The organism is Acinetobacter sp. UBA3025, assembly GCF_002367915.1.
Taxonomy (GTDB): domain Bacteria; phylum Pseudomonadota; class Gammaproteobacteria; order Pseudomonadales; family Moraxellaceae; genus Acinetobacter.
This window is the reverse complement of sequence record NZ_DFDO01000173.1, coordinates 1-14,770: the sequence shown is the minus strand read 5'-3', so window position 1 is coordinate 14,770 and position 14,770 is coordinate 1. Positions and strand designations below refer to the sequence as shown.

Below are 14,770 nucleotides of genomic sequence, written 5' to 3'. Positions count from 1 at the left end.
TATACCGAAGATGGTACAGAGTATTTAGATGCCTTAACTGGGATCGCCGTTTGCGGTTTGGGTCATGCTCATCCAGTGATTGCTGAAGCAATTGCGGAACAAGCTGCAACCCTGATTCATACCAGCAACCTTTTTGAAGTGCCTTGGCAAACTGCTGCTGCACAGAAACTGGCTGAAGTCGCTGGCATGGAAGAAGTTTTCTTCTCCAACAGTGGTGCAGAATCGAACGAAGGCGCTATCAAAATTGCGCGTAAATTCGGTCATATGCAAGGTATTGCGTCACCAAAAATTATTGTAGCTGACAAATCTTTCCATGGCCGTACGCTGGCAACCCTATCTGCAACGGGTAACAAAAAAGTTCAACAAGGCTTTGGTCCATTGGTTGAAGGTTTTATTCGTGTACCTTTTGGTGATATTGAAGCCATTGAAGAAGCTGCAATTAACCATCCGGATATCGTGGCTATTCTGGTTGAACCGATTCAGGGTGAAGGTGGTGTCAACACTGCACCGCAAGGCTTTAGCTACCTAGAAGAAATCCGTCAGATCTGTAATCAGCACAACTGGTTAATGATGCTGGATGAAGTACAAACAGGTAATGGCCGTACCGGTAAATATTTTGCTTATCAGCACACCAATATTGTGCCGGATGTACTGACCACAGCTAAAGGTCTGGGCAATGGCTTCCCGATTGGTGCCGTGATGACTCAAGGTAGTGGTGTCGGTGTTTTGACTGCGGGTAACCACGGTTCGACTTATAGCGGTACTGCATTGGGTTCACGCGTGGTTTATACCATTATCGATATTATGCAAAAAGAGAATATCGTGGCCAATGCCGCTGAAAAAGGTGCATATATTGTTGAGCAGTTACGTAACCAGCTTGCAGATCATCAAGTGACTGTACGCGGTTTCGGTCTGATGATCGGGATTGAGTTGCCTAAAGACTGCGGTGAGCTGGTGGATATTGCACGCGATGAATACAAAACCATTATCAACGTGACTGCAGGTAATGTCGTTCGTCTGTTGCCTACCCTGAACATTACTCAGGAACAGGCCGATCAACTGACCGAACGTTTAGTGAAAATGATCAAGGCTTATCTTGCTTAAGTCTATCTTGAACAACAAAAAAGCCGCTTTAAAGCGGCTTTTTTGTTTATAGGGAATTTATGATGCGACTTGTAACAAACGTCCACCAGAGATCTGGCTAAAATATTGTTTCAATGCCTCCAGACAGCGCAGGACTTTAGTCGGTTGCTGTTCTCGATTAGGCATAACTGCATAAAGGGTGACTGGCGGAAGTTTCCATTCAGGCAAGACTTCAATCAGTGAACCATTTAATAAATCTTTTTTAACATCAAGATATAAAATCTTAGCAACCCCATTGCCTTGCAGGCACATGGCTTTTGCAACCCGGCTGTTATTGGTACTAAAGCGTGAGCTCAGTTCAAATTCAACCTTTTCTGCACTATGCACATGCTGAAAACTGAAATTCTGATGATTTTTAATATGCGTTAAAGGCAAAACATCATGATGTTTCAGGTCTTCAGGACGCGAGATAATGGCGGTCTGGTTAATATAGCTTGGCGCAGCAACAAGAATCTGTTCAATCTGCATTAATGGCACAACCTGAAGGTTGTGATCATCATCGTTCTGGTCAAATCGCAGGGCAATATCAATACGCCCTTCCAACAAATCAACCTCATGATTGTTTGTTTCCAGGTGGACTGTCAGGCCACGGTGTGCGGACATCCAGTGAGAAAGTGCAGGAATCACATGATTCGCACAGACTTCCGGTAAGGATACAATACGAAGTTCACCAACAAGATCGTCACGTAACTCGTTAATGCGAACCTTTCCACGCTCAGCAGCAGACAACATTTCCTGGCAGCTGTGAAAAAAAGCTTGTCCCGCTTCGGTCAGACTTAATTTTCTCGTAGAACGATTTAGAAGTACAACTTCCATATCCTGTTCTAAAGAGCGAATTTGTTGACTCACGGCGCTGGTTGTAATCCCTAGCTCACGTGCAGCACCGCTAAACGAGTTCTTTTCCACAACACAAGCAAAGACACCCATTGCTCGAAGTTGATCTAACATAAATTCCCCTCTAAACTTATGAGATGCTTCATCTTTTGATAAAAGCAACTCATTGTATTATACGGTGAAATTTACGTTTTGCATTATTTATTTAATTATTTGGTAAAACTGCTGTTGGATTAATCGGTTTTCCGTCTAAGCGAACCTGAAACTCAAGCATAGTACGGGTTGTACCAGTCGCCCCCATCTCGGCAATTTTTTGACCAGCCGTTACATTTTGGCCACTTTTCACGCTTAATTTACTGTTATGCGCATAAGCGGTGATATAGCCATTAATATGTTTAACTAATACCAGATTACCATATTCCTTCAGGCCATCTGCTGCATATACCACCTGCCCATCTGCTGCAGCAAAGACCGGATCTCCGACATTACCGCCATAACGGGTACCTTTGATATTTGCAGCCAGATCATAGTTTTGTAATACCGGACCATTTGATGGCTTGACCCAACGTAATCCCGCTGCTGTCGATACTGGGGTAATCGGTGCAGAAGTAGTGGTGGCAGGTTTTGGCGTAGTCTTAACAGTCGTTGGAGCTGGAGTGGTTGGCGCTGAAATCGCAATCGTTTGACGCTGAATCGGGGCAGCTTGGGTAACAGGTTGAGTCGCTGTAGTACGGCGCGCAGTAGTGTTATTTTTCAGGCGAATCGACTGACCCACATAAATACGATACGGTGGAGCAATATCATTCATCTCTGCCACACTGATATAGCTCAGACCATAACGTGCTGCAATGCCACTCAAAGTATCCCCAGAGCGTACCGTATAGAAGTCAGGCGCTGCGGCATAGCGGGTCATATTATTGACCTGAGGTTTAGTGGCACAACCAGTAATAATCATTGTGGAAACAACCACAGTGGACAAAACCAGAGTTTTGATGAAGCTGGATGGTGAAGCATGAATGAAGTATTTCGGTAACACCAAGGACATTATCTTCCTCTCTAACATCTATACGGTTGCAAAAACCCAGTAAGATTAGCAAAGTTTTACTACAATATACTTGTAAGCTTTCATTTTTCACAAACTTATAACATTCATTAGATTTTATTTAGAATCTGGGCTTGCAAAGTGTGAAGTGTGTCATAGTTTGTGGCATCCATCTGAATTGGCGTCACGCTTACATAGCCATTGGCAATTGCAAAAAAGTCTGACTCGATTTCAGTTCCTTTATGTTTTGGCATTGCGACTGCTTCACCCGATAGCCCAATCCAGTAAACCTGACGACCGCGTGGATCTACATGACTGGTAATCGGCTTGGACTGGCTACGGCGTCCCTGAAAGGTCACTTTAGTTCCTTTCAGCTCAGCCACATCAGGAATATTCACATTAAAAATATGACGCTCAGGCAAAGTCGGCAAACCTGCCGCAATAAAATCATGTACCCATTGCGCTGCAATGCGATAATCTTCTGGTAAGGTATAAGATCGAACGTTTTGCCCACATAGAGAAACTGCTAATGCAGGTTGTTTGGCCAGACGGCCTTCAAATGCAGCCCCCACCGTACCCGAGTACAGCACATCATCTCCCAGATTGGCACCACTGTTAATGCCGCTGACCACCAGATCGAATTCAACATCAAATAAGCCGTTCATGGCCAGATAGACACAGTCAGCCGGCGTGCCATTAACCGCCCATACATCGGGAGAAATCTGGATCGGTCTTAATGGTCGGTCTAAAGTCAGTGCACTGGAAAATCCGCTACGTTCACTTTCTGGAGCTACCACCACAACACGTCCTAAAGGCCTCAAGGCCTGCGCCAGTGCCTGTATTTTTGGTGCAAAAACGCCATCATCATTGGAAATTAATATATTCACTGCAAAATCTCGTTGAGCTAAAAAATGACTCGCTAGGACATTTCATTGTATTAGTTCAGGAATTATATATATTTGTAGCACGATATCCATTAATACATATGGCTTAAGATGATGAAAAAATTCTCTCTTTGGGGTACTTTGGCTTTAAGTTTGGCAACTTTTGTTTCTCCTGCAGTTATTGCCAATGATTTGACAGCTGAAGAAAATGACATGATCGTGAAAGAAGATGTCGCATCTGCACAGGTAATGATTGAAGTATGCCCGGGCATTATTGGTCAGAATGCAAAATTCGATACAACGATTCAGCAGCTGATTCAATCTTATCTAAAAGAATACTCAGACAAATCGATGACCTATCAAAAACTTCAGGCAGACAGTGAATACAAGACTGTGCTTGAAGAAGCACGTCAAGGTGCAAAACAGACTGCAAAAGACGAACAAAAAACAGCGTGTGAAGACGTTTTAGCTTATCAGGAATAAGGTCTTTCTCACTGAAATGAGACGATGCCAGCATCGTCTTTTTTCTCTTACACATTTCTTCATAATTCTACAGCTTCACTACATTTCCCCTCTTTTCAATTTTGAAAATATCTTTAAGCTAACAAATTATTGTTCTACATGTAATTTTTGAGTTTTTTGATGAAACATACATTAATTAAAAGTTTAAGTTTATCTGTTGTTGCTGGTATGACACTTTGGGGAAGCTCGGTTTATGCAGCAAATGATAATATTGAAGTCACCCCGAGTCAGGAAATCACCAAGCAAGAATTAGCTGCAATTTATGTCCTTTCTGAAATTTGCCCAAGCATGGTCAAAGACAAAGCAAAATTCAATCAGGGGTATAACCAGCTGGTGACTGAATATTTGCCCGGCCAAAAAAATCCGGTTGAGCGCCTGAACCAGATGGTAAAACAGTCAGATTTCCGTAACATTCTGGCCGAAGCACAGAGTGATGCCAAAAAGGCTGGCAAGAAAAAGAATCAGGCCATTTGCAATGAGTTGGTGAGCTACAGTAAATAATCCACTTTTTGCGTGATTGCTTACAATACTTTTGAAATAACCCCGGGTTTCCCATAGAAGTCAGCCTAGCTTTGTCCTAAAATGCTAGGCTCTTCGTGCTTACATCAAGATATTGGAACCCACTAGAAATGACCCAAAAAACTGCCCTTGCTGCATTATTATTAATTCCTAGTTTTAGCTTTGCAGCAACTGTCTTATCTGCACCACCAGAATTGAATAATAAATCTTATGTGCTAATGGACTACGAGACAGGGCAAATTCTCGCATCAAAAAATGAAAATGAAAAATTAGCCCCTGCTTCAATGACCAAGATGATGACCAGTTACATCATCGAGCAGAAGTTATTAAGTGGTGAGCTGACTGAAGATGAACAGGTTCGCATGAATGAATCTGCATGGTGCCGTGGTAGCAGTGCAGAATCATGTATGTATGTGCCTTTAAATGGTACGGCGACTGCACTAGAAATGTTGCGCGGGATTATTATCCAGTCTGGTAACGATGCATCTAAGGCGATGGCTGAACATATTGCAGGGAACGAGGGTACCTTTGCACATATGATGAACCAGGAAGCGAAACGGATCGGTATGACCAATACCAGCTTCATCAACTCGACTGGTATGCCAGCTGAAGGCCATTATTCAACTGCGAAAGATATGGCAACTTTGGCTCAACACATCATCAAAGACAGTTCAAAATACTATCCAATCTACTCTGAAAAAGAGTTTACTTTTAACGGGATTAAGCAAGGCAACCGTAATGCCCTGCTCTATACTGATCCAAGTGTAGATGGTTTGAAAACTGGTCATACTGATGAAGCCGGTTACTGCTTAACGACCTCTTCAAAACGTGGCCCGACTCGTCTGATTTCAGTAATTTTTGGTGCACCAACCATGAATGAACGTGCATCGCAAACACGTGAACTTTTGGCTTGGGGTTATGCAAACTTTGAAACCAAAAATGTTCAACCCGCTAAACAGGTTCTAGCCAAGTCTAAAGTCTGGTTTGGTAAGGAAAATGAAGTGCAGATCGGTCTTGCAGAAAACTTTAATGTGACTATGCCTAAAGGTCAGGCCAATGCCATCAAGACTCAATTAGTCGTTCAGCCTAAACTGACTGCGCCTTTACAACCAGGTCAAGTCGTAGGTAAATATGTGGCGACTTTAAACGGCAAAGTGATTGCTGAGAAACCACTTGTTGCACTGAAAGCAGTTGAAGAAGCTGGTTTCTTTGCCCGCATGCTGGATCATATCAAACAATTCTTTAGTAACCTGTTCTAATATTTATTATCAATATTAGATCTTACTAAAGCCAAAGCACACATTCATCGAATGTGTGCTTTTTTATTTTATAATGCTTATAAACTTTCAGGATGATACTGACATGAGCCAAAACATTCGCCCTTATCTGGATACTCGCCCGCAAGTCGCTGACTCTTGTTATATCGATCCGATGGCGGTGGTCGTAGGTGATGTCGTTTTAGGCGAAAATGTATCTGTGTGGCCTTTTGCCGTAATTCGTGGTGATGTGAATCATATTCGTATTGGCAAGAACTCGAATGTACAAGATCATTCTATGTTGCATGTGAGTCATAAAAAGGCGGATAAACCTGAAGGTTCACCACTGATTATTGGTGAAGATGTGACGATTGGTCATCATGTAAAATTACATGGCTGTACCATTGGTAATCGTGTTTTAGTGGGTATCGGTACAATTATTCTCGATGATGTAATCGTTGAAGATGATGTGATGATTGGAGCGGGTTCACTGGTACCACCGAATAAGGTATTAGAAAGTGGATACTTGTATGTAGGCAGTCCAGTCAAAAAAGTGCGTCCACTGACTGAAAAGGAAATAGCTTTCTTGCCTTATTCAGCACAAAACTATGTGAAAGTCTCAGGCCATTACAAATAAATCGATAAATTAAGGCTACTTTACGTAGCCTTATTTAAATCAAGGAATAACCACATAATCATTCTTAAAACTATTGGCTTCAAAGTCTCCCTCTACCAGACGCACAAATTTCTGGTCAATCTTGTTCAGTTCTAAACAATCATCCACATCAATCACGGCATCGGTATGAGGTTTAAACCAGGTCTTTTCAATGGCCAGCTTGCCTTGCGCTTTAGCTTCAGTTTTATTTTTAGCAGCAACAACCAGATATTTATGGATTTCACCAAACTCATCTGGCACATAAGCACCCAGATTGATCAGGAATAATTTTAAACCCTGTTTTACAGGTGTGTCTGTCACCTGAACTTGATAATTCAGATCCTGATAGTTGACACCATTGATCGTCATCCAGCCATCGACATGCAGGCCTTTTTGCACACCAAACCATTGTTCCTTCAGATATGGAAAAGCTGTCTTAATATCTGAACTAATGACCGGAACTACATCATGTACTTCTACATTGGCTTTTTCATGCTTACCGCCCAATAAAGCAATGTAAAGCTTGAGTTCAGACATAAAAAAATCCTTTAAAAGTAAAATAGAGAGACTTTAGCCGCATAGTGTAAATGAAACTTACTCGTTCAACTTCAAGTAAATCACTTCATATTCTTAAAATTCTTAAATTCACTTAAATCAGCCTCAATACAGTGAATAAACAATCCTAATTTGATCTATTTTTAAGCAAGCTTATTTGTATTAAAATAAGGTCCGAATTCCCCTTCTCTTATAAGTGAGTCACGCCAATGAAGTAAGTCTATTTTTCTCATCAACGATTATTTTTAGATTGATGTGCAAAATAGATCGTCTGGCTTGATCTTTCTTCTAGAAAAAAATCCCTTGTTTATTTTGTGCATCCTGTATTTATGAGGTTATTTATGACTCAGCAGGCATGTGTAATATCCAGTCTGACTTTAGAATTCCCTTCCAAAGTCATATTTCAGAATTTAAATTTTACCCTTCCTAAAGCTCAGGTCAGCGCTTTAATTGGCCGTAATGGACAAGGTAAGTCTTTGCTCATGCAGCTTTTGCATCAGACTCAGCATTCTTCTCCACATTGCTCAGGTCAAGTTTCCTGGCAAATGCATCATGCCTATCTACCACAATTGCATCGGTTAAAGGCAGCCACAATTGCTGAAGCACTCGAAGTAAGTCAATTACATCGTGCTTTTAAAAATGTTGAACATGGTACAGCCAGTTTCGAGGATTATGAGCTACTTGAGGATAGTTGGCATTTGCCGCATGAATGGCAGCAACTGTTGAGTTCAGCACAATTACCCACCGATCTGGACTTTCCCGTACAATATTTGAGTGAGGGCCAAAAGACCAAACTTGCTTTATGTAGCTTGTTCTTAAAGCCTGAATATTATTTATTGCTGGATGAGCCGAGCAACCATCTGGATCGTGAAGCACGAACATGGTTAATAGAGCATTTAAAGTTACATCCTGCTGGTGCGTTGATCATTAGTCATGACCGGACTTTTCTAGATCAGGTTGATCATATTTATTATTTAAATGAGCATGGATTACAGCACTTTACTGGAAACTATGCGGAGTTTTTTGAACAGTATCAGAAAAATGTCACTTCACTCGAACAGTCAATTCAGCAGAGTCAGCGTGATATTAAACAGATGAAGCACAAGCAGCATGACGTTTTAATGAAAGCACAAAAGCGGGAACGTGCCGGAAACAAATTACGTGATTCGAATTCCCAAGCCAAAGTGCTTTTAGACTTTAAAAAAGAACAGGCTGGTCAAAGTATAGGTAAAGTTCAGGCACAGCACCAACGGCAAATTTCCAATGAACAATCTGAGTTAAAATTTCAAAAGCAGCAACTCGAAAAGATAAAACCTCAGCTATTTCAATTTCCAGACCTTAAACCACAGTCTGGTGAAATTCTGCGGGTTAAAGAGTTAAAGCTTCCTTTTGGTACTCCACAGCCTGTGAATCTTGCTTTAAGTGCAGCTGAAAAGATCCATATTATAGGCCGAAACGGAATTGGTAAATCCACTTTGCTGAAACTGATCGCCCAACAAAAGCAGCAACCTTTGGATCAAATCTTTCTGGCACGAAGCTGTTTTTATCTGGATCAAAATTTTAGTTTTCTCAATGAGACATTAAGTACAATTGAAAATTTAAGGCAGATAAATCCTGATTTTCCGGAGGTGGAATGGCGTAATCTGTTGGGTCAACTTAGAATTCGTGGTGATAAAGGTACTTATCCTTTGTCTCAGTTAAGTGGTGGTGAAAAGCTGAAAGTGGCGTTATTAGGTCTTAGCCAGGTCTCCCCTCAACCCGAACTTTTATTATTGGATGAGCCAGAAAATCATCTAGATATTGAGTCTAAAGCTTTGCTGGCAAGTGCAATTCGGTCTTATAAAGGCGCTGTAATTTTAGTTTCACACGATGAACAGTTTGTGCGTGATTGCGAGATCACTGAAGTATTCAATATGAATGAATAATTTTCATTAAACTTATATATGTAAAAGCCACCTCAATGGGTGGCTGATCACTCTCAGGAAATAAACTTATTGATTTGTAGTCACACTCTGAGAATATAAATTTAATAAATATTTTGACAGTATGGTATTCCCTACAAATAGAGAGCCTGATTCACTTAAGTGACCATAATCCACCTGAAGCAGATCTTCTCCTTGAGCTGCCCGAATCCGACATTTGTATTGCTGCTGAACATCATCTTTTTTACATAGATGATCAATAAGAGATATATAGGTAATTCCCTGAGGATATTGTAATTTTTTCATTTTCTCGTCTACCTGAACTGCTCTTAAATCCAGTCCGGCATCAAATATAAAATCTTCAGCACTATTCCAGTTTTTCGGTTTCACCATGACTTTAGGAAGTGAAGGTTTCCATTGCGAAATTGGCCCCACAATGACGATATTGGATACGCCAAGCTGAAGCAAACTTTTCCCGATATTTTCCCAATTGGTTTCGTCGTGTTTCAGGGCTTGGGTGATGACCACAATTTTGGGCTTAAGTTCTGCGATGCTCTTTAGTGCCAGTTTATTGGAATAATCACAGGCTTCTTTATAAGCTCCTTTATGATAGTTAATCTCGGTCAGCGATGCCCTGCAAATGGAAGAGGTTTTCTGATAAAAAGGGATATCATTGGATTTCAGTAATGTCCTCAGCCCTAAAGAAAGTGCTTCAGCATGAGAATCTCCCCATAAGAACACCCCGCCTTCCTTTTGTTTCGTGATACAGACCGGATCAGGATCATAACTATTATGCTCAGTCAGGCTCACGTAAGTATCACATTTCAGCCAGTACGCCTCCCTTAAATTTTTGAATTTTTCATTATAATAATCTAAGAATTTTGCCTGTTCTGAGGCTGCACCTTGGCGCAGATCTGTATTAAAACCATTAAATATATTTAAAGTAACTCCTAAGCTCATGAGCACTAGAGAAAAATAAAGCGGTTTTATACGATAAATATCTTTCCACTGATGATATGAAGGTAATTTAATCTGCTCAATATACTTGTAGCTCAGAAAACCCAGAATTATAGAAAGTACTATTCCGGCATACACATAATATTCAGGCAATGAGTAGATATAGATCAGCACCACCAAAGGCCAGTGCCAGAGGTAAATAGAATAAGACCAGGCTCCTAGTTTTTGAAATACAATATTATTGGTAATAACGCTGTCATTTTGATGTGCCTGAATCATCAGAAAAGTGCCGATAACAGGAAAAACTGCCAGATAGCCAGGCCACAAATCTTCTGCTGAAATGAAGAAATAAGACCCCAGTATAAGTGCCAATCCCGTTCCTTCCAGCAACCTTTTCTTATTTTCCTGCAAGGTCAAAGGGTAAAGATAAGCAATTCCCCCGATCATCATTTCCCAGGCTCTGGTCGGTAACAGGAAATAAGCCGGATTTGGCCATTTGTAGGTAGCGATCACAGATAGAATGAATCCTAAAATCGTTCCTGCCAGCAGCACAAATTTCATGGTCTGGATGGACATGAACTTGCGCATGGCAATGAGAACGAGTGGATAAATCATATAGAATTGCCATTCTACGGAAAGTGACCAGGTATGTAATAACCACTTTTCGTGAGTGCCTGCCTCAAAGTAACCGGATTCCTTCCAGTAACTGATATTGGATAAAAAAGTCATGCTACTCGCGGCATGCTTACCCAATAACTTGTAATCAAAAGGCGTCAGATAAAACCAGCCAAAAACCATTAATACCAGACACAGCGCGGCCAAAGCCGGAATAATCCGATTCGCACGAGCCACATAAAATTTCAGAATAGAAAATTTTTCATGTTCTAAATCTTTAAATATGATTCCAGTCATTAAAAAGCCTGAAATCACAAAGAAGACATCTACTCCAACAAAACCGCCAGGCATCCAGGCCGCATTAAAATGAAATAGCATGACTGCAATCACGGCAATTGCTCTGAGGCCATTAATGTCTGTTCTGAATTTCATTGGAATCCTGTCCTATAAAGCCTGTTATTTATTTTAATTGTTATGAAATACTGCTAATTTTTATTAAATTTTATTTTAAATCAAATTCTTATATTAAAGCGTAGAATGCAAATATTACTGTTTTAGTATTTTATGTACTCATTATATTCTACTTTTTCTTTTTCGCCAAATACCTTTATTGTTAATCATCTAAATTAAAATCCCGAGTATCAACATAGCCACCGCTGCCTAAATTTTGTAGAATACAGTTTTTATTCCATGGTGCTCCTTTATGACCGCTTGGACTGCTCACGTCACTGTCGCAACTGTCGTCGAAAAAAATGGAAAATTCCTGTTCGTTGAAGAACATACTGAAGGTGTTACCCATACTGTATTCAATCAGCCGGCAGGCCATGTGGAGGCAGGTGAAGCCATTGTCGAAGCAGCCATTCGTGAAACCATGGAAGAAACCGGTTATCAGGTCAATGTTACTGATCTGATCGGCATCTATACCTATACCCCGCCGATGTTCCCGGATCGTACCTATTTCCGTTTCTGCCTGAGAGCAGAAGCCGTCAGCCATGATGAAAATGCTGAACTGGATACCGGTATTGTCGGTGCAGTCTGGATGACTTTAGATGAACTGCAAGAGTCAGCTCGTGCGCGTAGTCCGCTGGTGATTAAAGCCGTACAGGATGCGCTTTCTGGTCAAAAATATCCTTTATCGCTCATTTACGAGCACCAAAACTCTCCCTTAATTTCAAATTTGGATGCCTAATCCTATGCAACAACGTGTCATCGTCGGAATGTCTGGTGGTGTAGATTCATCTGTGTCTGCAGCTCTCCTCCTTCAACAGGGTTATCAGGTTGAAGGTCTTTTTATGAAAAACTGGGAAGAAGATGACGGCACAGAATACTGTACGGCAATGGAAGATCTTGCCGATGCACAAGCCGTTTGCGACAAGATCGGGATCAAACTGCATACCGCCAACTTCGCGATGGAATACTGGGATCGCGTGTTCGAGCATTTCCTGGCTGAATATGCTGCTGGCCGCACCCCAAACCCGGATATTTTGTGTAATAAAGAAATCAAATTCCGAGCCTTCCTGGATCATGCGATCAATCTCGGCGCCGACTTTATTGCCACCGGTCACTACTGTCGTCGCGGCGAGACCATGACCAATTCACGCGGTGAGCAATATGCCCAATTACTGCGTGGTTATGACAATAATAAAGACCAGACTTACTTCCTGCATGCAGTTCATGGTCGTGAAATTAACAAGACCCTGTTCCCTGTCGGCGAAATTGAAAAACCACAAGTACGTAAAATTGCAGAAGAATTAGGTCTGGCAACAGCCAAGAAAAAAGATTCTACGGGTATCTGTTTTATTGGGGAACGTCGCTTCAATGACTTCTTAAAGCAATATTTACCGGCTCAACCTGGAAAAATCGTGCTGGAAGATGGCAAAGAGGTTGGTGATCATCACGGCTTAATGTACTATACGCTCGGTCAACGCGGCGGGATCGGTATTGGCGGTATGAAAGGCGCGGAAGAAGGTGCCTGGTTTGTGCTGCATAAAGATATCGAAGGTAACCGTCTGGTGGTCGGTCAAGGTCATGAACATCCACTGATGCAAAGTACCATATTGTGGTCTGAAGCGATTGACTGGGTAGCCGGTGAACAGGATATTCCTGAATCAGGTTTCCGCTGTACGGCAAAAACCCGCTACCGTCAGCCTGACCAAGCGTGTACTATTTTCAAGGATCCAGAAACACCAAATGGTGTTCGTGTTGAATTTGATGAGTCGCAACGTGCTGTGACCCCGGGTCAAAGCGTTGTATTCTACTCAGGTGAAGTTTGTTTAGGTGGTGGCGTGATTCATCATACCAATGCGCCTAAACCTGATTTTATTAAAGGATGATTTCGGCATGACGGAGTTACCGTTTCAACAAGCCACAACGTTGAATGTTCGTCAAAATCGTGCGTTGGCGCTGGCGGGGGTTTTTCAGGCCACCCAGCTGACGCATATGACTGCATTGACGGGACAGCAAAGCATTGGTGAAAGCGGTAATTTCTATTTTGAGCAGTTGATTAAAGCCAGTTTAAATATCCGTCCAAGCGGCAAGTTAAATGCCCAGACCTTAGACTTCTTTAATCAGCTGGCCGATATTTCCCTCGGTTTAAAAACCCTGGAAAGCAGCATTACCCAACCTTTTAATACTTCCCCAAAATCCAGACTTCCAAAACTTTCATCGACCAAGCTTCCAATGTCCTATGCCATGGCACTTCTTCAGTTAGAAAAGAAGGTTTATAGCAATCCCAAGTTTGTTGAAATCATCGAACAATCCCAGCAAAAAATCCTCAGACAGCTCTCCTTCTTCGATAACAATTACATGCACCCCAGCATCATTGCCAATCTCGCTCAAACCTATGTAGATACCGCCGGACAGATCAATCCGCGGATCATGGTGCGTGGCAATGCTGAAGCCTTTAAAGATTCCGGTCATACCAACCGCATCCGTGCTTCACTATTTACTGGACTGCAGATGGCACACTTATGGCGTCAGCTTGGTGGCAGTTCATGGGGCATGATTTTTGGCAAGCGCAAGCTGCTACAGGATATCCAAAATCTCGCGCGCTTACAGTTTCAGGTGATCTAAACCATGTTGTTGTACGCGCACCGTTTTTCGTTTAATTCCAAAATTTAGGGAATCGATATGAACGCTTTAACTGCACTTTCTCCATTAGATGGACGCTACGCTAGCAAATGTGATGCGCTGCGCCCTTTTCTTTCTGAGTTTGGTCTGATCCATGCTCGTGTGACTGTTGAAGTGCGTTGGTTACAAGCGCTTGCCAACCGTCCTGAAATCACTGAAGTGCCAGCTTTCTCATCTGAAACCAATGCTGCACTTGATGCGATTGTTGCCAACTTCTCTGAAGAAGATGCCAACCGCATTAAAGAGATCGAACGTACTACAAACCATGACGTGAAAGCGGTTGAGTATTTCCTGAAAGAAAAAATTGCAGGGATTGAAGAGCTGAAAAATGCGGGTGAATTCATTCACTTTGCATGTACCTCTGAAGACATCAATAACCTGTCTCATGCTTTAATGCTGAAAAATGGCCGTGATGTTTTAATCGCGTCTATGCAACAAATTATCGATTCAATCGTGGCTTTGGCTGAGACTCACGCTGAACAGCCAATGCTGTCTCGTACTCACGGTCAAACTGCCAGCCCAACCACTTTGGGTAAAGAAATGGCGAACGTGGCTTACCGTCTGGCTCGTCAAATCAAACAGTTCAAAAATGTTGAATTGCTGGGCAAAATCAACGGTGCTGTAGGTAACTACAATGCACACTACTCTGCTTACCCAGAAATCAACTGGCCTGCTCACTCACAAGCTTTCGTGGAATCTTTAGGTCTAACTTTCAACCCGTACACCACTCAGATCGA

At 41.9% G+C, this 14,770-nt stretch carries 15 protein-coding genes and 1 pseudogene; 11 read left to right on the top strand and 5 right to left on the bottom strand.

Annotation, left to right across the window (positions count from 1 at the left end; all coding sequences use genetic code 11):
• Nucleotides 1-1,104, top strand: a 1,104-nt coding sequence (locus B4J23_RS07335) for an aspartate aminotransferase family protein (RefSeq protein WP_291359673.1), incomplete at its 5' end; no start/stop codon positions are given.
• Between the two features lie 57 nt (nt 1,105-1,161).
• Here the strand turns inward: B4J23_RS07335 and B4J23_RS07330 are convergent.
• From B4J23_RS07330 to surE, 3 genes are all read right to left on the bottom strand, one after another.
• A complete protein-coding gene (locus B4J23_RS07330) occupies nt 1,162-2,091 on the bottom strand; it encodes a LysR family transcriptional regulator (RefSeq protein WP_291359671.1) in 930 nt (309 codons plus the stop codon).
• 91 nt (nt 2,092-2,182) lie between these two features.
• Complete coding sequence (locus tag B4J23_RS07325; RefSeq protein ID WP_125278415.1) at nt 2,183-3,022, bottom strand: peptidoglycan DD-metalloendopeptidase family protein; 840 nt, start codon at nt 3,020-3,022, stop codon at nt 2,183-2,185.
• A gap of 107 nt (nt 3,023-3,129) precedes the next feature.
• Nucleotides 3,130-3,906 (bottom strand): 5'/3'-nucleotidase SurE, encoded by a 777-nt coding sequence (gene surE / locus B4J23_RS07320; protein WP_291359669.1) that lies wholly within the window; start codon nt 3,904-3,906, stop codon nt 3,130-3,132.
• A gap of 108 nt (nt 3,907-4,014) precedes the next feature.
• Between surE and B4J23_RS07315 the strand changes: the two genes are divergently transcribed.
• From B4J23_RS07315 to B4J23_RS07300, 4 genes are all read left to right on the top strand, one after another.
• Nucleotides 4,015-4,386 carry an MCR_0457 family protein gene (locus B4J23_RS07315; protein ID WP_004782632.1) on the top strand — a complete coding sequence of 124 codons (372 nt, stop codon included), beginning with the start codon at nt 4,015-4,017 and terminating at the stop codon, nt 4,384-4,386.
• Nucleotides 4,387-4,545: 159 nt separating this feature from the next.
• Complete coding sequence (locus B4J23_RS07310) at nt 4,546-4,926, top strand: MCR_0457 family protein (RefSeq protein WP_125278413.1); 381 nt, start codon at nt 4,546-4,548, stop codon at nt 4,924-4,926.
• A gap of 128 nt (nt 4,927-5,054) precedes the next feature.
• Nucleotides 5,055-6,203: a D-alanyl-D-alanine carboxypeptidase PBP5/6 gene (gene dacC, locus B4J23_RS07305; protein ID WP_004782636.1), complete on the top strand. Its 1,149-nt coding sequence runs from the start codon at nt 5,055-5,057 to the stop codon at nt 6,201-6,203.
• Nucleotides 6,204-6,306: 103 nt separating this feature from the next.
• Nucleotides 6,307-6,837 (top strand): gamma carbonic anhydrase family protein, encoded by a 531-nt coding sequence (locus B4J23_RS07300; RefSeq protein WP_125278412.1) that lies wholly within the window; start codon nt 6,307-6,309, stop codon nt 6,835-6,837.
• Nucleotides 6,838-6,876: 39 nt separating this feature from the next.
• Here the strand turns inward: B4J23_RS07300 and B4J23_RS07295 are convergent, their stop codons facing one another.
• Nucleotides 6,877-7,392: a DUF1543 domain-containing protein gene (locus B4J23_RS07295; protein ID WP_125278411.1), complete on the bottom strand. Its 516-nt coding sequence runs from the start codon at nt 7,390-7,392 to the stop codon at nt 6,877-6,879.
• 347 nt (nt 7,393-7,739) lie between these two features.
• Between B4J23_RS07295 and B4J23_RS14395 the strand changes: the two are divergent.
• Both B4J23_RS14395 and B4J23_RS14390 read left to right on the top strand, forming a co-directional pair.
• Nucleotides 7,740-8,255, top strand: a pseudogene (locus B4J23_RS14395) (ATP-binding cassette domain-containing protein); the annotation flags it as partial.
• A gap of 462 nt (nt 8,256-8,717) precedes the next feature.
• Nucleotides 8,718-9,335, top strand: a complete 618-nt coding sequence (locus tag B4J23_RS14390; RefSeq protein WP_414631566.1) for an ATP-binding cassette domain-containing protein — start codon at nt 8,718-8,720, stop codon at nt 9,333-9,335.
• A 66-nt stretch (nt 9,336-9,401) separates the two neighbouring features.
• Here B4J23_RS14390 and B4J23_RS07285 read toward each other — a convergent pair whose 3' ends face one another.
• Nucleotides 9,402-11,336, bottom strand: a complete 1,935-nt coding sequence (locus tag B4J23_RS07285; RefSeq protein WP_291359662.1) for an acyltransferase family protein — start codon at nt 11,334-11,336, stop codon at nt 9,402-9,404.
• Nucleotides 11,337-11,607: 271 nt separating this feature from the next.
• On the opposite strand from B4J23_RS07285, the gene B4J23_RS07280 reads away from it, so the two are divergent.
• The 4 genes from B4J23_RS07280 to B4J23_RS07265 form a co-directional block, all read left to right on the top strand.
• The gene (locus tag B4J23_RS07280; RefSeq protein WP_291359660.1) at nt 11,608-12,093 is read left to right on the top strand and encodes an NUDIX hydrolase; all 486 of its coding nucleotides are present in this window, start codon (nt 11,608-11,610) and stop codon (nt 12,091-12,093) included.
• Nucleotides 12,094-12,097: 4 nt separating this feature from the next.
• On the top strand, nt 12,098-13,237 hold the full coding sequence (mnmA, locus tag B4J23_RS07275; protein ID WP_034703632.1) for a tRNA 2-thiouridine(34) synthase MnmA: 1,140 nt from the start codon (nt 12,098-12,100) through the stop codon (nt 13,235-13,237).
• A gap of 7 nt (nt 13,238-13,244) precedes the next feature.
• Nucleotides 13,245-13,976, top strand: a complete 732-nt coding sequence (gene hflD / locus B4J23_RS07270) for a high frequency lysogenization protein HflD (protein ID WP_004782648.1) — start codon at nt 13,245-13,247, stop codon at nt 13,974-13,976.
• Nucleotides 13,977-14,033: 57 nt separating this feature from the next.
• Nucleotides 14,034-14,770 (top strand): lyase family protein (locus B4J23_RS07265; protein WP_291359657.1); only part of this gene is annotated, 737 nt, incomplete at its 3' end.

Excerpts from the sequence above, each read along its gene's own strand:
- B4J23_RS07330 (WP_291359671.1), bottom strand. The coding sequence starts at position 2,091 with ATGTTAGATCAACTTCGAGCAATGGGTGTCTTTGCTTGTGTTGTGGAA.
- B4J23_RS07325 (WP_125278415.1), bottom strand. The coding sequence starts at position 3,022 with ATGTCCTTGGTGTTACCGAAATACTTCATTCATGCTTCACCATCCAGC.
- B4J23_RS07315 (WP_004782632.1), top strand. The coding sequence starts at position 4,015 with ATGATGAAAAAATTCTCTCTTTGGGGTACTTTGGCTTTAAGTTTGGCA.
- B4J23_RS07310 (WP_125278413.1), top strand. The coding sequence starts at position 4,546 with ATGAAACATACATTAATTAAAAGTTTAAGTTTATCTGTTGTTGCTGGT.
- dacC (WP_004782636.1), top strand. The coding sequence starts at position 5,055 with ATGACCCAAAAAACTGCCCTTGCTGCATTATTATTAATTCCTAGTTTT.
- B4J23_RS07300 (WP_125278412.1), top strand. The coding sequence starts at position 6,307 with ATGAGCCAAAACATTCGCCCTTATCTGGATACTCGCCCGCAAGTCGCT.
- B4J23_RS07295 (WP_125278411.1), bottom strand. The coding sequence starts at position 7,392 with ATGTCTGAACTCAAGCTTTACATTGCTTTATTGGGCGGTAAGCATGAA.
- B4J23_RS07285 (WP_291359662.1), bottom strand. The coding sequence starts at position 11,336 with ATGAAATTCAGAACAGACATTAATGGCCTCAGAGCAATTGCCGTGATT.
- B4J23_RS07280 (WP_291359660.1), top strand. The coding sequence starts at position 11,608 with ATGACCGCTTGGACTGCTCACGTCACTGTCGCAACTGTCGTCGAAAAA.
- mnmA (WP_034703632.1), top strand. The coding sequence starts at position 12,098 with ATGCAACAACGTGTCATCGTCGGAATGTCTGGTGGTGTAGATTCATCT.
- hflD (WP_004782648.1), top strand. The coding sequence starts at position 13,245 with ATGACGGAGTTACCGTTTCAACAAGCCACAACGTTGAATGTTCGTCAA.